Annotated in this window: 23 protein-coding genes and 3 pseudogenes; 21 read left to right on the top strand and 5 right to left on the bottom strand. The window is 37.7% G+C overall.

Going from position 1 to position 16,703, the window contains the following annotated elements; all coding sequences use genetic code 11:
- Window positions 1-238: 238 nt before the first annotated feature.
- The 20 genes and pseudogenes from ACT17O_RS04765 to ACT17O_RS04670 all read left to right on the top strand — a co-directional run bounded on the left by ACT17O_RS04765 (window position 239) and on the right by ACT17O_RS04670 (window position 9,422).
- Complete coding sequence (locus ACT17O_RS04765; protein WP_061586962.1) at window positions 239-547, top strand: barstar family protein; 309 nt, start codon at window positions 239-241, stop codon at window positions 545-547.
- Between the two features lie 254 nt (window positions 548-801).
- A complete protein-coding gene (locus ACT17O_RS04760; protein ID WP_444817844.1) occupies window positions 802-948 on the top strand; it encodes a hypothetical protein in 147 nt (48 codons plus the stop codon).
- 43 nt (window positions 949-991) lie between these two features.
- Complete coding sequence (locus ACT17O_RS04755; RefSeq protein ID WP_209283185.1) at window positions 992-1,180, top strand: hypothetical protein; 189 nt, start codon at window positions 992-994, stop codon at window positions 1,178-1,180.
- A gap of 189 nt (window positions 1,181-1,369) precedes the next feature.
- Window positions 1,370-1,693: a sel1 repeat family protein gene (locus ACT17O_RS04750; RefSeq protein ID WP_444817843.1), complete on the top strand. Its 324-nt coding sequence runs from the start codon at window positions 1,370-1,372 to the stop codon at window positions 1,691-1,693.
- A gap of 136 nt (window positions 1,694-1,829) precedes the next feature.
- Window positions 1,830-2,414: a hypothetical protein gene (locus ACT17O_RS04745; protein ID WP_209283186.1), complete on the top strand. Its 585-nt coding sequence runs from the start codon at window positions 1,830-1,832 to the stop codon at window positions 2,412-2,414.
- A 23-nt stretch (window positions 2,415-2,437) separates the two neighbouring features.
- Entirely contained in the window at window positions 2,438-2,716 is a 279-nt protein-coding gene (locus ACT17O_RS04740; RefSeq protein ID WP_444817842.1) for a DUF7710 domain-containing protein, read from the top strand.
- Window positions 2,717-2,920: 204 nt separating this feature from the next.
- Window positions 2,921-3,592, top strand: coding sequence for an RHS repeat-associated core domain-containing protein (locus ACT17O_RS04735; RefSeq protein ID WP_444817841.1), 672 nt, complete (start codon window positions 2,921-2,923; stop codon window positions 3,590-3,592).
- Complete coding sequence (locus tag ACT17O_RS04730) at window positions 3,582-3,917, top strand: DUF6984 family protein (RefSeq protein ID WP_444817840.1); 336 nt, start codon at window positions 3,582-3,584, stop codon at window positions 3,915-3,917. The genes ACT17O_RS04735 and ACT17O_RS04730 overlap by 11 nt, the downstream gene beginning before the upstream one ends.
- Before the next feature lie 26 nt (window positions 3,918-3,943).
- Window positions 3,944-4,195: a hypothetical protein gene (locus tag ACT17O_RS04725; protein ID WP_444817839.1), complete on the top strand. Its 252-nt coding sequence runs from the start codon at window positions 3,944-3,946 to the stop codon at window positions 4,193-4,195.
- 27 nt (window positions 4,196-4,222) lie between these two features.
- A pseudogene (locus ACT17O_RS04720) lies at window positions 4,223-4,450 on the top strand (RHS repeat-associated core domain-containing protein); the annotation flags it as partial.
- Complete coding sequence (locus tag ACT17O_RS04715) at window positions 4,425-5,384, top strand: hypothetical protein (RefSeq protein ID WP_444817838.1); 960 nt, start codon at window positions 4,425-4,427, stop codon at window positions 5,382-5,384. The pseudogene ACT17O_RS04720 and the gene ACT17O_RS04715, both read left to right, overlap by 26 nt.
- A gap of 226 nt (window positions 5,385-5,610) precedes the next feature.
- On the top strand, window positions 5,611-5,874 hold the full coding sequence (locus ACT17O_RS04710; RefSeq protein ID WP_196755706.1) for an RHS repeat-associated core domain-containing protein: 264 nt from the start codon (window positions 5,611-5,613) through the stop codon (window positions 5,872-5,874).
- Between the two features lie 24 nt (window positions 5,875-5,898).
- The gene (locus ACT17O_RS04705; RefSeq protein ID WP_061586955.1) at window positions 5,899-6,351 is read left to right on the top strand and encodes a hypothetical protein; all 453 of its coding nucleotides are present in this window, start codon (window positions 5,899-5,901) and stop codon (window positions 6,349-6,351) included.
- 36 nt (window positions 6,352-6,387) lie between these two features.
- Window positions 6,388-6,531, top strand: a pseudogene (locus ACT17O_RS04700) (RHS repeat-associated core domain-containing protein); the annotation flags it as partial.
- A 17-nt stretch (window positions 6,532-6,548) separates the two neighbouring features.
- Window positions 6,549-6,677: a hypothetical protein gene (locus ACT17O_RS04695; protein WP_263283991.1), complete on the top strand. Its 129-nt coding sequence runs from the start codon at window positions 6,549-6,551 to the stop codon at window positions 6,675-6,677.
- 2 nt (window positions 6,678-6,679) lie between these two features.
- Window positions 6,680-6,955: a hypothetical protein gene (locus tag ACT17O_RS04690; protein ID WP_033629652.1), complete on the top strand. Its 276-nt coding sequence runs from the start codon at window positions 6,680-6,682 to the stop codon at window positions 6,953-6,955.
- Window positions 6,956-7,150: 195 nt separating this feature from the next.
- Complete coding sequence (locus ACT17O_RS04685) at window positions 7,151-7,474, top strand: hypothetical protein (RefSeq protein ID WP_061586953.1); 324 nt, start codon at window positions 7,151-7,153, stop codon at window positions 7,472-7,474.
- Window positions 7,475-7,701: 227 nt separating this feature from the next.
- On the top strand, window positions 7,702-8,151 hold the full coding sequence (locus ACT17O_RS04680; protein WP_444817837.1) for a hypothetical protein: 450 nt from the start codon (window positions 7,702-7,704) through the stop codon (window positions 8,149-8,151).
- Window positions 8,152-8,320: 169 nt separating this feature from the next.
- Window positions 8,321-8,512, top strand: a pseudogene (locus ACT17O_RS04675) (RHS repeat-associated core domain-containing protein); the annotation flags it as partial.
- Between the two features lie 409 nt (window positions 8,513-8,921).
- Window positions 8,922-9,422, top strand: coding sequence for an SMI1/KNR4 family protein (locus tag ACT17O_RS04670; RefSeq protein ID WP_444817836.1), 501 nt, complete (start codon window positions 8,922-8,924; stop codon window positions 9,420-9,422).
- Between the two features lie 423 nt (window positions 9,423-9,845).
- Here ACT17O_RS04670 and ftsY read toward each other — a convergent pair whose 3' ends face one another.
- Genes ftsY through ACT17O_RS04655 form a run of 3 tightly spaced genes read right to left on the bottom strand, consistent with a single transcriptional unit; the run spans window position 9,846 to window position 12,766 of the window.
- Complete coding sequence (ftsY, locus tag ACT17O_RS04665) at window positions 9,846-11,153, bottom strand: signal recognition particle-docking protein FtsY (protein WP_444817835.1); 1,308 nt, start codon at window positions 11,151-11,153, stop codon at window positions 9,846-9,848.
- Window positions 11,154-11,156: 3 nt separating this feature from the next.
- Window positions 11,157-11,975, bottom strand: a complete 819-nt coding sequence (locus tag ACT17O_RS04660; RefSeq protein WP_444817834.1) for a Cof-type HAD-IIB family hydrolase — start codon at window positions 11,973-11,975, stop codon at window positions 11,157-11,159.
- Window positions 11,975-12,766 carry a Cof-type HAD-IIB family hydrolase gene (locus ACT17O_RS04655; protein WP_444817833.1) on the bottom strand — a complete coding sequence of 264 codons (792 nt, stop codon included), beginning with the start codon at window positions 12,764-12,766 and terminating at the stop codon, window positions 11,975-11,977. The genes ACT17O_RS04660 and ACT17O_RS04655 overlap by 1 nt, the downstream gene beginning before the upstream one ends.
- Window positions 12,767-12,983: 217 nt before the next feature.
- Here ACT17O_RS04655 and ACT17O_RS04650 point away from each other — a divergent pair, with 217 nt between their 5' ends.
- The gene (locus ACT17O_RS04650) at window positions 12,984-13,679 is read left to right on the top strand and encodes a VIT1/CCC1 transporter family protein (protein ID WP_129313019.1); all 696 of its coding nucleotides are present in this window, start codon (window positions 12,984-12,986) and stop codon (window positions 13,677-13,679) included.
- A gap of 39 nt (window positions 13,680-13,718) precedes the next feature.
- Here the strand turns inward: ACT17O_RS04650 and ACT17O_RS04645 are convergent, their stop codons facing one another.
- Entirely contained in the window at window positions 13,719-15,707 is a 1,989-nt protein-coding gene (locus ACT17O_RS04645; protein ID WP_444817832.1) for an FtsX-like permease family protein, read from the bottom strand.
- Window position 15,708: 1 nt separating this feature from the next.
- Window positions 15,709-16,467, bottom strand: coding sequence for an ABC transporter ATP-binding protein (locus ACT17O_RS04640; protein WP_000173369.1), 759 nt, complete (start codon window positions 16,465-16,467; stop codon window positions 15,709-15,711).
- Window positions 16,468-16,703 lie beyond the last annotated feature (236 nt).

The following is a 16,703-nucleotide window of genomic DNA, read 5'->3' as shown; positions in this document are numbered from 1 at the left end:
TTATGCAAGCTATATCTTGCGTAATATCGCAATATGTAGAAAATTCTAGCATTGTTTACGTAGTAAAAATTTTAAGACTATGTGGTAGCAGCCACCTCTTGCAAGAAGTTCCCCCGGACGGCAGATATAGCTATATCTATACCGAATAACGGATTCTACTACCTTGGAAAATGGAAAAATCGTACCAATTCTGCAAATATTTGAACCTATTTAGCAGGAAGCATAGGGAGGTTGCATTATGAATACCAATAAAAAGATCATAGATATAAATTTATTAAAATTAAAAACAAAACAAATTTTTTTAAATACATTAAATCAAGAACTTAATTTTCCAAGCTATTTTGGATCAAATTTAGATGCTTTAGATGAATGCATGAGAGATTTAAGTTGGATTCAAGAGAAAGAAATTATTTTGAATTTTAATAATATTAATAAACTAAAGGATAGAAATAGTGAGTTATATTATTTAATACATGATGCATTATCTTTCTACAAACAATACTGGGAAGAAAATAATCATGAAAAAATAGTTACAATAAATTTCTAACTTACATGCTTGTATGAAATGATTTTCAGACGACCTTCTTCTTATATAAAAATCGTTGTCCTGACAATTCAGATAATGATAAAGATACATATAATGTAGCAAGTCGTAGCCTGCATGAAACTTCCAATCCTGACATAGGGCATTACGGTACACACGAACCTTTAGCGCAAGTCCACGACTGGACAACTGAAGATGGCGAAAGCTGACAACAAACCCACTACTTCCACTGCTACCAAATCGGCATCCCGAGAGAAATGACCGATGGTGAAGGCAACCTGGTTTGGTTCGGGGATTATTATGGTTGGGGTAAACTGAAGAGCGAAACGAACGTAACGGGAACAGCGCACCAACCCTTCCGATTGGGTTGTGGGGGGCGAGAATCTTTATTGGTTTGCACCTAATACCTAAGTATGGGTCGATTGGTTAGGTTTAGCTGGACTTGATATGAATTTATTCCCAGCTAATGAAGACATACACTCTTACGTTCAAAAAGTTGCCAATAAATCGAATACTTTCCAAGTAGGAGGGCATGACAATCCTTCGTTGATGGTAGATGGGGCTACAGGTGAAAGATTAGATGCTAAAAAATTAGCAGCGAGAATTAAAAAAATCCTAACTATAAGTCAAGTATGACGGTTGAGATTTTATCCTGTAATACAGGAAAAGGAGCAAACCCTCTCGGAAAACAAATTGCTAATGAATTAAATACTATAGTTAAAGCATCAAATGAATATCTTTGGTTCCCAAGTAACGGGAAATTAACACCGATGGGAATCAACACCTTTAATATCATGTAAACAACAACCAGAAAGGAATGAGAAAATGACTAATTGCATATCAACAGGTAGTATTTATTGGATTTCAGATGAAGAAATTCATATTCTCGAAGAGAAGGCCACTAATGGAGATAAAAACTCAGCATTTAAATTGTATCAATACCATATGTTTGTATCTTTAGATCAAGATTTGGAATTTAAATGGCTAGAGATAGCGGCAAAAAATGGACATCCAATTGCCCAATTCAATTTAGCTGATTTATTTTTCACACAAGGCTATAAAGAGAAAGCCATATTTTGGGCTAAAAAGGCATATAGAAATGGTGCCAAACTACCAGACGAATTAAAAATATTGATAAATATCAATTAATTAATAAGATTTAGCCGATTATCTTTACAAACCTAAAACTTCTGGAGGAGGAGGATTAAGAAAAGAAGCCAATAAATTTCTTAGAAAATTGAAAAAAGCAGGTAAGAAATGCCCTTAAATTTTTAGGAGAATTTAAATGAAAAAAAATGGATACGTTAATTTTAACTTTTTAGATTGTAAACCCAATATAAATAATATATTAGTTGGGCTAGATTTAGACTATTCAAATAAAGTGATAGCGCCAGATGGTCATGAGTTAGCATTGGTTGCTTTTATACCAATTGAAAATCTATTAACAATTGCACCTCAATTAAAAACAGATTTTCAGGATAAGGAATATAAAGATAAAGCAATTTACGTTTTTTCTTATTATGATGAAGAAGATTATTTTCTTGACTACATTACTGAAATTGACGATGCTATTCAAGGATACACGAGAGTTATCATCGGAGATAAACATCAGTTCAAGTTTAACCTAGATAAATTTTATCCAATTAATCCTATTGAGAATTTAGATGAAATGAGTTTTTTAGGAGGACGACCTGAATATTTACAGCAAGAGAGTGATGATTTTCTAGAAAAATATATTTTCATAGGTCAAATCTTAGGAATGGATCTACCTGAAAAAGTAAATGAAATTTTTTATCTAACTGAGAACATCGGATATATTTTTATAAATCGAGATCTATCTGGTGGATTATTCTTCGTACAAACAACTTAAACAAAACTAAAAAGGACATGACTATGAATGAATTTTACATGTGGGTTGTTCAAGGAAGCAGAGCAAGCTTCCCATCGGCTATCTTTTCAACTAAAGAAAAAGCTGTTCAATGGATAGAAAAATATAAAATTAGTGGAACGTTATCAAAGTACCCTATTGATATATCTATATACGATTGGACAATTATGAAAGGATTCTTCAAACCCAAAAGAGATGACCAAAAAACTCCCGACTTTATACAAAGCTTCTCAACTGTATATATTGAGGATTCTCAATATGTTGATGGAATTGAGGTAAATTAAAACACCAAAATTACTAATACAATCGACTAGCAAGATAAAATTGAATCATGTAGTAGCCGTAGGTTGGGTTAAGACACAATACACCTGCAAGGCCGTCTGAAAGACAAAGAAGTTTCAGAAACGTCATTCCCGCATGATTTAAGCGGGAACGGCCTCGAAAACCAAACCCGCTTCGTTTGGGACGGCAGCCACCTCTTACAGGAAGTGTACGCGGACGGCAGGTATACCTATATCTACACCGATCAAGATTCCTACAAGCCTTTAGCGCAAGTCCACGATTGGACAACCGAAGACGGCGAAAACCGCCAACAGACCCACTACTTCCACTGCGACCAAATCGGTATCCCGCGTGAGATGACCGATAAAGACGGCAACCTCTTATGGTTCGGCAACTATACCGGCTGGGATTGTCTAGAAGAGGAAACCAAGGTAACGGATAACGCATACCAGCCCTTCCGCCTGCAAAACCAGTACGTCGACCACGAGACGGGGCTGCATTACAACTTCTTCAGGTATTATGAGCCGGATGCGGGTCGGTTTGTGAATCAGGATCCAATTAGGCTATGGGGTGGGGAGAATTTTTATCAATTTGCATTTAACGCAAAAACTTGGTTTGACCCATTAGGTCTATTAAATATACAGTTTGGAAGTAATCCTAATCAAATTTATCACGCCTTTCGGCATACTGATGATTTAGGATTAGATAGAGAGTTAGTAAAAAAAGCAGTAATAGCCGATTTATCCAAATGTGCTAATCAAGTCCCAAATGGCAAACCTTTTAATCAAAAAATTACAGTAAATGGTATAGATATTCAATATACAGAATTTAAATTAAAAAATGGTACTTTAAATGTAGGGAGGATACATGGAATTTAATAAACGACCGCTTACAAGTAATGAGGTTAATCTACTCAAAATTTTATTGGCTAATAAAAAGCCCCAATATGATAGTTTAAAAACCTCTTTTACTGATAGTGTTATTTCTCTTGATGATGAGGGGATGGGTAGCATTTCATTTTTAAATGAGCATAATGAAAAAAACAATCTAGAAATTATAGCTATATCAGAATATCAATTTAATGACAAAGATGATGTCCCTGTATTAGCGACGTTATACTCTTATAGCGATGGAAGATTATATGAACTAGATATATGGAAGGTAGATTTTAGCCCACTGTTAGCCTATCCAAATGAAGAATAATCTAAACCGAATCCAAACGAGATGTATTGGGACGGCTGATTCGCACCTTCGCCCGCGATAACGACAAGGTTCAGGAAACCGCTAACCAATACGTCCCTGACGGCAGACAGATCAACTACCTGTATTACGGTAGCGGACACCTGCACCAAATCAGTCTCGACGACGAAGTCATCACCGACATCGAACACGATAAGCTGCACCGCGAAATCTTCCGCACACAGGGCAAACTCTCCAGCCGCTACGAACTCGATCCCCTAGGTCGTCTGAAAAAGAATTAGAGGGTTTACAAGAACGCGCATCAGCCGTTTAGATTGCAAAACCAATACTTCGATGAAGAGACCGGTTTGCATTACAACTTCTTCAGGTATTATGAGTCGGATGCAGGGCGGTTTATCAATCAGGACTCAATCGGATTACTTGGTGGAGAGAATTTATATAGATTTGCACCTAATGTGCAAATCTGGGTTGATCCAAGTGGAAACATTGCATTCATTCCAATATTAATTGTTGCTGCCTTCTGGAGCTGCTACTGATGCTTGCATTCAAGTAGTTTCTAACATAGCAAATGGCAAAAAATGGAGTGATATCGACTATGGAAGCGTTGCAACTAGTGGTGCTATCGGTGCAGTAGCTGGACCAACATTAGGGAAGGCTGGCAAATTAGCTACCAGTAAAGGTAAAAATGCCTTTGGCCCTGCAAGAAAGAAACCATCCTATAGCAAGTCTGGATGGTTTAAAACTAAAAACTCTATTTCATGGGGTGCTTCTCCAGCTAAAAATGGAAAATATGTTAATCAAATAGGAAATCCCACACTAAGAAGGTTTAATCAATATATTCGAAATAAACACCTGCCTCCAGGTAAATTATGGTGGAGAACTAGAGATCCAGGGCATTTTCATATCAAAAAACAAATAAATATAGAGGATTGGAAAATGTATAAAAGAATTCAAAGAGAAAGCAGTGAAAAAAACACTCAGATTAACTTGAAAAATATTTTAGAAAAAGTAAATAAGAGTCCAAATTACCGCTGCTTTTTATGTGCAACTGGGTTAGATTTAAAATTTTTTGAATCTCTATCTAAAAATCATAATGTTAAGATTATATGGCATGGTAACCTTAAAAAAGGCTTTTTTGGTTTTTTGTTAAAATTCATTCCAAGTCGTATAGGAATTATTGAATTTTTAAAACCAATTGACGAAGATTATTTTGAAAATCTTTTATATGATTGCGGTCCCTCTCTAACAACTATAGTTATTATGAGCAATGAAAATAAAATCCCAAATTTCATAAGCTCATTTCAAAATAATCCGAGTCTAGAAAATTTTGAATCGAGCATACTAGAAGATAACAATGCTCTAATTTATGTCATTGGTGTCAGCGATATCGATGATGGTATTAATTACGAGGAAATAGTCTTTACACAGGATGCATGGTTAGATATTCTTAATAACAAACCACATGACTAATATTCTAGAAATCGTCGAGTTGTTTACACAACAGCAAGTTGTAGCCTGAATATGCAGGTTGTGTACCGTACGCACGCGGTTTCGCCTATCGAAACCTCATTAATGAAGACGGAGAAAGCGACCAACAGACCCACTACTTCCACTGTGACCAAATCGGTGTACAGAGAGAGATGACCGATAAAGTCGCAACCTCTTGTGATTCGGCGAATACACCGCTTGGGGCAGTCTGAAAGAGGAAACCAATGTAACGGATAGCGCATACCAACCCTCCCGCTTACGGAACCAGTATGCCTACCGTGGGACGGGGCTGCATTACAACTTCTTCAGGTATTATGAACCTGATGCGGGGCCGTTTGTGAATCAGGATCCGATTGGGTTGTGGGGCGGGGATAATCTATATCAGTTTGCGCCGAATATACAAATTTGGCCTCAAATAAGGTATTTACCTGTAGGTACTCCTATAAAAAATACGTATTCTGTAGAATATTAATCACATTTATGATTGGAGGTTGTTATGAACTTATCTCAAATAATTAAACATTATAGAAATTGTTTGTCTAACTTACCTGATGCTCCTTTATACGGAAATATTCCTCAAGGTGCGGATAGGATAAGTGAACAGCTAGAGCAATTTTTGGCACCTGAACATAAACAATTTTTATTATTATGTAATGGAGGTTCTTTTGGAGATATAGAATTATGGAGTACAGAAGAGATATTGGATAGACAATATAGAGTACCAAAAAATTTACAAGACTATACTTATGAAATAGGACAAGTTTTATATGAACCAATTTTTTTAAATAGGCTCAATGATCAAGTAACATTTAATGTTGATAGTAGAAAAAGTATTCCTTTCTCTTCATTTATTGAGGAATATATATTTGGAAGTGGATATAAATATATATTTGATAGTGCTGATATAGATGATATGTGGTACTCCTTTCTACAAGATAACCCTATTTAGAATCTAAATTGTGTAAGGACGACCTCACTATCTTCTTTGAGATCGTTGAAAAAGGATGAAAGGTTTTACAAGAACACGCATCAGCCGTTCCGACTTCAAAACCAATACTTTGATAAAGAAACCGGGTTGCATTACAACTTCTTCAGGTATTATGAACAGGATGCCGGGCGGTTTGTGAATCAGGAAAAGATTATGCTATGTATAAAGAAACGGGGCGTTGTAAAGAACATGATAATCCAAAAGGAACAGGACATGGAAAATACCCGCATATAAATATTAGATGTCCGGATGGAAAACAAGTACTTATTGATATTATAGGAAAATAGATATGTTAAATTTAACTAATTTACAAACAAAAGGATATGATGAACTTATTGAAATTGATGGAGAAGTTGTTTATCAAGTGTTTGCTATTAAGAAAAGTAATGGAATTTATATTACATATTACTATACGGTACCCAAAAATAAATTGGATCAGGCTGAAGATTATGAGATAGAAGAATTCAATGAATTTAATGAATTTGAATTAGCTATAAAACATATTCAATCAAAAGGAGCAAATCTATCAAGATTTAATGTATTTAAAGGTAAAAAGCCTCTTTAAGACCATTTTTAGACCATAGGTTGGGTCGACGAGACCCAACAAAACATAAAGGTAAGCTCTCCAGCCGTTACGAACTAGACCCCCTAGGCCGTCTGAAAAGGCAAAGCCAGCAGCGAACTGTTCGCATTCAATCCCGCCCACAATATCCTCGACATCCCGACGAAAAAGGTCAAACCATACTAACCAGGAAATAATATGAATACTATTTTTAAACTAAATGAAAAATTGGAAAACTTACCCTCTATTTTAAGTATTGAGGATGAATTATTTTTTATCGATAGATTACAAACGTTACCTATTGATGAAATTAGGAAAAATAAAGAAATATTTAAGAGAATTATCTCAGCTATCCAAGAATCTCACCAAGACAACGGGATATTTGAAATAACAGATGAAAATATTAAGACTTTCTTTGAATTTGTTATCTGGATTAGAAATTTAAAAAAACTATATCACCTTGATTTTGAGAAATATATAGATGGGTTAGACACAAATTTTGATGGTTCACAACAAATTTGATCCTCAAATGAAAAACTATACAGCAAGACGTAATGAGTAAAACTCGTGGAGACAATAAAGGATTTACATTAAGAGAATTAAATTCACGGGGTAATGAATTTACTGATTGTTACATTCAATACCACCCAGGGAACCCTAGGCATTATGAGGGGGCACCTTATTGGAAAGTATCTTCTGATAAAAGTGGAACGCAAAGATTTCCTGCAGAATAATATGAAAGGTTGATAATGAATATTTATGATGAAATTATCCCCGCGAAGAGTTTAGGGGGAATCAGATTAAAAGACAATATTATAAATTACTCCAGTATCATTAATAAAAATATGTTAAATGGAAAATTAAAATTTTTTCAAACTAATGTTAATTCATGCAGATATATATTTACTGATATCCCAATTGAAATTAACGTAGATATTACTTCAGGAGAAATTTATAAAATTTCTGCATTAGAAGGATATCAAGGTAAATTCAGAACTATTAAAATAGGAATGCCTATCAATGATATCTTAAATTCTAATTTAGGTTTCTATTACGATGAATGTGAAGAAGCTTTTTTTTCAAAAATTATTGAAGGAATTGCACTGGAAGTTTCTGAAGATGACCCTCCGTTCGAAGAAGCCATCAAAATGAATATAAAATATATCTCTGTTTTTGATCCAACCGCTTTTGATAAATAAATTTAATTAAGTGTTGAATATTAATTAATTCTAATTAAACAGAAATTCAAATAGTCGTCCTAGGGTGAGTTGAGACCCAATGTTCCAGTAAGGTCATCTAAAAGAAGAAACCAAGGTAACGGATAGCGCTCACCAACCCTTCCGCCTGCAAAACTAGTACGCCGACCGTGAAACGGGGCTTCATTACAACTTCTTCAGGTATTATGAGCAGCATTCGGGACGGTTTGTAAATCAGGATCCTATCTTACTATTAGGTGGGAGCAATTTGTATAGTTTTGCTTCTAATACAAATGCTTGGTTTGATCCATTAGGTTTGAAGAGAAAACGGAATAAGAAGCTTAGAAGAATTATTCCAGTATGATGATATTATGGATGATGTTGATAAGTGGTCACTGATTCCTGTTAGTCAAAGACAAAAATGTTTGATTAAGGATAAACTACCTAGTGCAAAACAAAGAAGCGTCCAACAAAATCGCATGATGCGTAGAAACTTTTCTCGAAGACAAAAAAGCTTAATACGAAAGTGGGAACTTGGAACAGGGCATACATGGCCTGCAGGAGCCACTCCTCATCATATAATTCCACTTAAAAATGGTGGTGTTCAAATACATGGTGGAGTCCAACTCCTGTGAAACACCCTCATACTGGAACTATACACGGTACTGGGCCTGCCCTACGAACACATTTGCCATATAGCACCCTCAACAGGAATAATTAACTATATTGTTCCTAGATAATAGATATAAAAATTGAATGAAGGATATTAATTTATGGATAATTTCAAAAAAATTCTTGTAGATATACAAGATTTAATCAAATCTAGTAATGGAAACTTAATTAATTATGGAAAATCAAATTTTATTTTTAAAAAAAGATATGATGTTTCTTTAGATGAGATAAATGATTTTGAAAAAAAATTTAAAGTCACATTCCCTAGAATATATAGAGAATTTCTTCTAACAGTAGGATCTTGTACTTTGTTTCAAGATGAGTTACTACCTGGATTCGATTTTTTAGCTCCTTACGAGCTTTATGATTGGTCACAACAAGTTTTTGAAGGAACTGATTGTAATTTATTCCCTAATATCTTAATTACTATTTCCATTCCAAGAACTGGCGATCAAGCTGGTTTCCTTCTTACAAAAGAAAATGAAAATTTTGGTGTTTTTTTTCCTGATATTCCTCCTGAAGAGTGGGAAGAGGATACTGAATTTGAAAAATTTGAAAACTGGCTAGAAAACTTGATGAAAGAAAAACTAGAGGAAATTTAAAAAATTTTGAACAACCAATTTTAAAAATATTTATTATTTAGCAAATCTAACAAAAATAACACCATGCCGTCTGAAAACACTATCCTAAGCCTTATCAGACGGTCTTTCCCCTTCTTTAACAATTCAACTTCTCACTATCGTTTACGACCGCAGCGGCAAACATCTGTGTGGTGTTGCCTACCGTAACCACATCATGATTGAGCGCAACCAGCAAGCCGTAGCCCGCACAAAACCTTCAGTCCTGACATAGGGGGTGTGTAGTACGCACTCGGTTGCTGTTTTTAGACAATCTTTGTTGTATTGCGTTCAACCGCCACTATACCTACAACAAAGGCGCTAACCTGATATCGCCTATCGTGAAGATGGCCGTTTAGAATAGCAAAAATATCCTGCAAGATTGACTTGCAGGATATTTATTTTGTATTAAATCAAGCCCTCTAAGAGACCCTTCATAAAGTTTTCTGAGTTAAATTCCCCGATATCATCGATTTTTTCACCAAAACCAATCAATTTCACTGGGATATTGAGTTCTTCACGGATAGCTAGTACAACACCACCTCGGGCAGTTCCGTCAATTTTTGTCAAAACAATTCCAGTCAATGGTGTTATCTTCGAAAATTCCTTAGCTTGTACCAAGGCATTCTGTCCAGTTGAAGCATCGAGTGCCAGGAAGGTTTCATGAGGTGCTTCAGGAACGACACGTTTGATAATGCGACCAATCTTTTCCAACTCGGCCATAAGGTTGTCCTTGTTTTGCAGACGACCTGCTGTATCAATCATAAGGATATCAATCCCTTCTGCTACAGCACGTTCCATCCCATCAAAGACCACACTAGCTGGATCAGCCTTTTCAGGCCCCGTCACAACAGGAACATCAACACGACGGCCCCATTCAGCTAGCTGGGCAACAGCTCCAGCACGGAAGGTATCTGCCGCAACCAGCATGACTTTCTTGCCAGCTTGTTTGTAGCGATGAGCCAATTTCCCGATAGAGGTGGTTTTACCAACGCCATTCACTCCAACAAAGAGCATAACTGTCAAGCCATCTTGGAAATGGATTTGTTCATCGTAGTTGCCATCCTTTTCGTAGAGCTCAACCAATTTCTCGATAATGACACGGCGAAGTGCATCAGGCTTCTTAGCATTTTCTAATTTAGCTTCATAGCGAAGCTCTTCTGTTAGGTTCGAAGCGACCTGCACACCAACGTCACTCATGATGAGCAGTTCTTCTAATTCTTCAAAAAAGTCTTCATCGACAGAACGGAAGTTGGCAAAGAAGGCATTCAAGCGTGCTCCGAATCCCGTACGCGTTTTCTTGAGACTGCGGTCATATTTTTCCTGAACCGTTTCTTCAACTCGTGGATATTCTTCTACTACTTCAAAAGCTGGCTCTTCGTCACTTTCTAGAGATTCTTGGCTCTCTTCTTCTAAAACTTCTTCAGGCTCTTGGCTTTGCTCTGTCTCATCAACTTCTAGCTCAAACTCTTCCTGAGCATTTTCCTCGACTGCTTCTGGTTCAATGACCTCATCTGTCGTGACCTGAGAAAGTTCTTCTTGAGCAAGTGTTTCTTCCACTTTTTCCGCTACTGTCTCTTCCTGACTTGTTTCTTCGACTGCCGTTTGGTTTTCTTCAACCTCTTCTGACAAATCAAGATTTTCCAGAGCTTCTTTTACAATATCTTCGATTTTCGGCTCTTCTTTTTTCCCGAATAAACGGTCAAACAATCCCATATTCTAGTTCTCCTTTAGCACGTATTCTTCGATAGCCCATGCAACGGCTTCCTCGTCGTTGGTCATGGGGGTAATGACATTGGCAACTGCTTTAACCGCAGGAACTGCATTTTGCATGGCAACTCCCAGACCTGCCCACTCAATCATAGAAAGGTCATTGGCCTCGTCCCCACAAGCCATGACTTGACTTTGGTCGATACCCAAGTGTTTAATTAATTTCGCTAACCCTGTTGCCTTGTGGACATTTTTTGGCGACCATTCCAATAAGAGTTCACGCGATTTGAAGATTTCATATTGGTCAAACAATTCTGGAGAAATCTGTTGAATCGCTGCATCCAAGGGTTCTTGGGGGAAGGCAGTCACGCATTTATTATAAGTTATCTGACTAGATAGCTCTTCAAAAGCGACTGGCACGAAAGTCAGAGCTGGATTAAACTTAGCATAGAGACTTTCTTGGTCCGACTGGATTTGATAGACTGTTCCTTCTGAAATAGCATCTAACGGCAACCCTAGTTTTTCAGTTTCCTCGTACAAGCGTGCCACATCGTCGATTGAAAAGACTGTTTTATCGAGAATCTCGCCCGTATTTTTCTGAACAAGCCCTCCATTAAAGGTGATGGTGTACTCGTCCTCCTGACCATCAGTCCCTAGCTCATGGAGAAAGAAATCCATAGCCTTCAAAGGACGACCTGTTGTCAGAACGACCTTGATACCACGATCACGCGCAGCCTTGAGGACCGCCTTGGTACGATCTGTCAACTTTTTATCCGTTGTCAGCAAAGTACCGTCCAAATCCAGTGCAATCAATTTAATATCTGCCATTACAAACCCTCCATATAAGCCATTACTGACTGGTCCTTATGGTGGCCAATCACTGTCTCTGCTAATTCTAAAATCTCTGGTCGCGCGTTTTCAGGAGCGATTGGATGCCCGACGACCTGCATCATGTGAAGGTCATTGAGATTATCGCCAAAAGCCATGACCTGATCCATGCTAAGCCCCAGTTTTTTGGCTAGCTCAACAATAGCCACACCCTTATCAACGTAGTCCAAGACAATATCAATGGATTCAAAACCAGTTGTCATGGCTTTCACACCAGAAACATTTTCGTTGACCCAGGCCTCCCCAGCTTCTATCGTATCTTCTGTAAAGTTAGTAGTAAATTTAAAAATCTCATCTGTGATATCTTCCAAACTCGCTACTTTTTGAATATTCTCATTGTAGTGACTGCTTAACTTAAGATAAGTTTCATCCACTGTTTCCAATACATAACAAGCTTTTTTCCCTGTCAGAAGCATTTTTCTTTCATCAAAATAGGGTGATTTCTTTAAAGCTTCAAAAGTGCTCAAGTAAAAGTCTCGAGACATCGTAGCCTCGTACATATTCTTCCCATGAAACTCAACATAACTCCCATTTTCAGCTATAAAAATCACTTCATCACGCACATCAGCAAATAGCTTTTTAAGGGATAAGATGCCACGACCCGAAGCCACTGCAAAATAAATTCCTTTTTCCTTGTAGGAAACAAGCAAGTTTTTGAGGCGTTCCATATCAAACCGACCCTCTCCGTCTAGAAAGGTTCCATCCATATCGGTTGCTACAAGTTTAATCATAAAATCCTTCATACTCCAATTGATAAATCTACCTTCTATTATACCATAGATAAGCTAAAAAAGGACTAGTACAGTAGGAGTGGCTACTGTATTGCCGTGCTTTTTCGGTAAAGTCGAAAAGGGCTTAAAAATTAGAATCGTAGAACTTTTTTCAGATAGTTTAAAAAGTTTGTATTCCCCTACTCTTTTCTCTATAATGAAAAGAAAGGAGATGACTATGACAGAAATAAAACATGAAATTGATGCAAACTTTGCAGGGCGACTCAATATCTTACGAGCGGGCGTTCTCGGTGCCAATGATGGGATTATTTCCATTGCTGGAGTCGTAATCGGGGTTGCTAGTGCGACAAGCAATATCTGGATTATCTTTTTATCAGGACTAGCCGCTATCCTCGCTGGTGCTTTTTCTATGGCAGGTGGCGAATATGTCTCTGTATCCACTCAGAAAGATACGGAAGAAGCCGCTGTTGCTAGAGAGCAATTACTCTTGGATAAAGATATGGAATCTGCAAAACAATCCCTCTATGCTGCTTACCTTCAGAATGGTGAGTGTGAAACGTCCGCCCAACTCTTGACCAACAAGGCCTTTTTGAAAAATCCTCTTAAAGCCTTGGTCGAAGAAAAGTATGGAATCGAGTACGAAGAGTTTACCAACCCTTGGCATGCTGCGATCTCTAGCTTTATCGCCTTTGTACTGGGAAGTCTTCCTCCTATGCTTTCAATCACCGTCTTTCCAAGTGACTATCGCATTCCTGCTACTGTTTTTATCGTGGCCCTTTCCCTTCTTATTACCGGCTATACCAGTGCTAAATTAGGAAAAGCTCCTACGAGAACTGCTATGATCCGTAACCTCTGTATCGGACTTCTCACCATGGGCGTAACCTTCCTCTTGGGACAACTCTTTAGTATCTAAGATAAAAGAAATACCTCGATGAATTTCGAGGTATCTTTTTTACATTTGTACAATCTTACGATAGCTTCTTGAAGTAATCATAAAGATTAAAACGTAGACGATGAGGAAGATGGCACAAATGGACAGAGTGACGGTCAACATCATGGTCGCATCGAGCACGCCAATAACTTTTAGGATGAGGCTAAGCATATGATAGGCAAAAGCAAGGTGTAGGAAAGCAAATAGCAATGGAAGGAAGAAAACAGTTAGAACCTGTTTGTTAATCGTTTGCTTGATTTGCTTTTGATCGAGTCCGACCTTTTGCAAAATGATGAAACGTTCACGGTCTTCATAGCCCTCAGAGATCTGTTTGTAGTAGATAACGAGAACTGTTCCTACCATAAAGATGATAGAGAGGAAGATACCGATGAAGAAGACACCTCCATAAAGGGCACTTATTTGCGCACTGCTATCAGCCAGATTGCTTCCGTATACATAGCTTCCCTCTTTGTTTAAGTCTCTATTGAAGTTACGAAGGTATTCTGTAAAGTCGTCAGCGAGTTTGAGCTGTTCTTCTTCACTAGCTGTTACATTCATGCCACCATAAAGTTGATCAAAAAGAGAAGAATCCGGATATTGATCAATAAAGGCTTGCAGATTAGGAACAACAAGATAATTGTAGTCAGATGTGAGAATGTTAAACTGATTTGGCACATGTTCCAGAACGAAATCATTTTTAATTTCTTCTTTAACAGTGTAAGTCTGGTCATTTAGAGTGAGTTCTTTCTGCCCTTCAAGCACCTTATTCTTAGTAAACAAGCCGACTTCATTGCCTGAAAGGGAGAGTTTTTGACCAGTCATGATTTCATAGTCTTTTTGATCAAAGACCATGAAAATGGTTTTCGGTTGGACAAAGTTATTCCCCTTTTTAAAGATACGGAGTTTGGTTCCATCTTGACTCTCGATGCCAAAATTGCTGTGACGAAAGACTTCTTTTTTGGTGACAGTTAATCCCTTATCGCTAGCATACTGACTCAAAAGTTTATCTAAATCTTCTTTATCAACATTTCGCCCTGAAATTCCAAAATCATGTGGATTCATGAATTTCTTGAAGGTTTCTGAAGCCTTGAAGATACTAGTTGCAGCAGACATGGTCACCAAGACCATGGTTGAAAGAATGGCAATCGTCGCAAGACCAACCGCATTTTTCTTCATACGGAAGATGAGATTGGATACGGAAATCATGTTGTTGGGTTGGTAATAATAACGCTTGTTTTTCTTCAAAATTTGTAGAAATACTGTAATCCCCGCATTAAACAAGAGGTAAGTGCCAAAGATTACCAACAAGACTGCCACAAAGAAAATCACAACAGCAGAAAGTGGATTTTCAACTGTTACTGCTAGATAGTAGCCTGTTCCCATACTAATCAAACCTAGAATAGTTTGAAGACTTAAGAAACGTCCTTTTTTCTCACCACTGGCTTTCTCACGAGAGAGCTGAAGGGCATTCATGCGTGCAATCCGAAAGGCATTGATAAAAACCAAACCTAGGAAAATAGCTCCAAAAATAAGGGTAACTAGGATAACGACACTTGGTTGGAAGGTCGCTACGAGCTCCACCTTCATATTCATTAGCTTCAGAAGCAGAGCAAAGATGAGCTTATCAAAGAGAGCTCCTAGGCCAAGTCCAGCTGTCAAGGTTAGGGAACCAAATATAAGAAGCTCCTTAAATACCATACTGATCAAATGGCGTTTTTCTAATCCTAACATGCCATAAATCCCTAGTTCTTTGGAACGGTTTTTCATGACAAAACTATTTGCATAAAAGACGATGATGGCAGAGGCAATAGTGACAATCACCATACCGAAACCTAGCGTCATGGAGATAGTTTCTCCCCCTCGAATCTTGCCAATATTAGGGTTAAGTGTCAATGAGTAAAAGAGATAAGTGATGGTCACAGCTAAGAGAACAGCTAAAGCAAAGGGATAATAGAGTTTGCGGTTTTTAATCAAGTTGGATGCCGCTAACTTATTGGTTAATCGGAACATACTAATTCACCTCACTTGCCATGACTGTCAAGGTATCAGAGATTTCTTGGAACATTTGACGTTCTGTCTTGTCTCCACGGTAGATTTGGTTGTAAAGAATGCCGTCTTTGATAAAGAGAACGCGCTTGGCCCTGCTGGCTGCTGCCGTTGAGTGGGTTACCATGAGAATAGTTTGACCGCGTTCATTGATTTCATCAAATACATCGAGTAAGGCTGCAGATGACTTGGAATCAAGAGCTCCTGTTGGCTCATCCGCAAGGAGAATTTCAGGTTCAGTGATGATGGCGCGTGCTACTGCTACCCGCTGTTTTTGACCACCAGAGATCTCGTAAGGGTACTTCTCTTGCAATTGGTTGATGCCCAAATTTTCAGCAGTCACTACCAATTTCTTCATCATCTCTGTGATAGGTTTTCGTGATAACACTAACGGAAGCAATATATTGTCCTTAACAGACAAGGTATCTAGCAAGTTAAAATCTTGGAAGACAAATCCCAACTTCTCACGACGGAAGCTAGAAGCCTGTGAATTCTTAATAGTGGCTGTGTCTGTTCCGTTTAGGTAGACCTGCCCCCGAGTTGGCTTGTCAAGCATAGCTAGGATGTTGAGTAGGGTGGATTTCCCAGAACCAGACTCACCCATGATAGCAACGTAGTCACCCTTTTCCACAGTAAAGTGAATGTCTTTGAGAGCCTCTACTTGGTTGCCTTGAAAACGTGTTTTGTAGATTTTTTGAACGTGTTTTACATCTAAAAGTGTCATGATCTTCTCCTTCTTAATATCCCATCAATTGAAATTGTGCTTGCATCATAGCGCATCCTAGTTGAACACGCTCGATATCTTTTTGACTTGGTTTTCTTCTTTTCTTTTGTAAAATTCTTTTCATGTTTTTGCTCCTTTGTTCTTTATGAGTCTAGTTTATCGCAAAAAAAGACGGCTTGCCATAACCTAACCTTACAAAAGAGACTTTAATCTTACATTTTTGTAAGATAGAAGAA

It is taken from the genome of Streptococcus sp. HJ1 (assembly GCF_052399005.1).
GTDB lineage: Bacteria > Bacillota > Bacilli > Lactobacillales > Streptococcaceae > Streptococcus.
This window is presented reverse-complemented; position numbering and strand designations above follow the sequence as displayed.

Excerpts from the sequence above, each read along its gene's own strand:
- ACT17O_RS04660 (WP_444817834.1), bottom strand. The coding sequence starts at position 11,975 with ATGGCAGATATTAAATTGATTGCACTGGATTTGGACGGTACTTTGCTG.
- ACT17O_RS04760 (WP_444817844.1), top strand. The coding sequence starts at position 802 with ATGACCGATGGTGAAGGCAACCTGGTTTGGTTCGGGGATTATTATGGT.
- ACT17O_RS04650 (WP_129313019.1), top strand. The coding sequence starts at position 12,984 with ATGACAGAAATAAAACATGAAATTGATGCAAACTTTGCAGGGCGACTC.
- ACT17O_RS04765 (WP_061586962.1), top strand. The coding sequence starts at position 239 with ATGAATACCAATAAAAAGATCATAGATATAAATTTATTAAAATTAAAA.
- ACT17O_RS04730 (WP_444817840.1), top strand. The coding sequence starts at position 3,582 with ATGGAATTTAATAAACGACCGCTTACAAGTAATGAGGTTAATCTACTC.
- ACT17O_RS04685 (WP_061586953.1), top strand. The coding sequence starts at position 7,151 with ATGAATACTATTTTTAAACTAAATGAAAAATTGGAAAACTTACCCTCT.
- ftsY (WP_444817835.1), bottom strand. The coding sequence starts at position 11,153 with ATGGGATTGTTTGACCGTTTATTCGGGAAAAAAGAAGAGCCGAAAATC.
- ACT17O_RS04705 (WP_061586955.1), top strand. The coding sequence starts at position 5,899 with ATGAACTTATCTCAAATAATTAAACATTATAGAAATTGTTTGTCTAAC.
- ACT17O_RS04695 (WP_263283991.1), top strand. The coding sequence starts at position 6,549 with ATGTATAAAGAAACGGGGCGTTGTAAAGAACATGATAATCCAAAAGGA.
- ACT17O_RS04750 (WP_444817843.1), top strand. The coding sequence starts at position 1,370 with ATGACTAATTGCATATCAACAGGTAGTATTTATTGGATTTCAGATGAA.
- ACT17O_RS04690 (WP_033629652.1), top strand. The coding sequence starts at position 6,680 with ATGTTAAATTTAACTAATTTACAAACAAAAGGATATGATGAACTTATT.
- ACT17O_RS04755 (WP_209283185.1), top strand. The coding sequence starts at position 992 with ATGAATTTATTCCCAGCTAATGAAGACATACACTCTTACGTTCAAAAA.
- ACT17O_RS04655 (WP_444817833.1), bottom strand. The coding sequence starts at position 12,766 with ATGATTAAACTTGTAGCAACCGATATGGATGGAACCTTTCTAGACGGA.
- ACT17O_RS04745 (WP_209283186.1), top strand. The coding sequence starts at position 1,830 with ATGAAAAAAAATGGATACGTTAATTTTAACTTTTTAGATTGTAAACCC.
- ACT17O_RS04680 (WP_444817837.1), top strand. The coding sequence starts at position 7,702 with ATGAATATTTATGATGAAATTATCCCCGCGAAGAGTTTAGGGGGAATC.
- ACT17O_RS04640 (WP_000173369.1), bottom strand. The coding sequence starts at position 16,467 with ATGACACTTTTAGATGTAAAACACGTTCAAAAAATCTACAAAACACGT.
- ACT17O_RS04645 (WP_444817832.1), bottom strand. The coding sequence starts at position 15,707 with ATGTTCCGATTAACCAATAAGTTAGCGGCATCCAACTTGATTAAAAAC.
- ACT17O_RS04740 (WP_444817842.1), top strand. The coding sequence starts at position 2,438 with ATGAATGAATTTTACATGTGGGTTGTTCAAGGAAGCAGAGCAAGCTTC.
- ACT17O_RS04670 (WP_444817836.1), top strand. The coding sequence starts at position 8,922 with ATGGATAATTTCAAAAAAATTCTTGTAGATATACAAGATTTAATCAAA.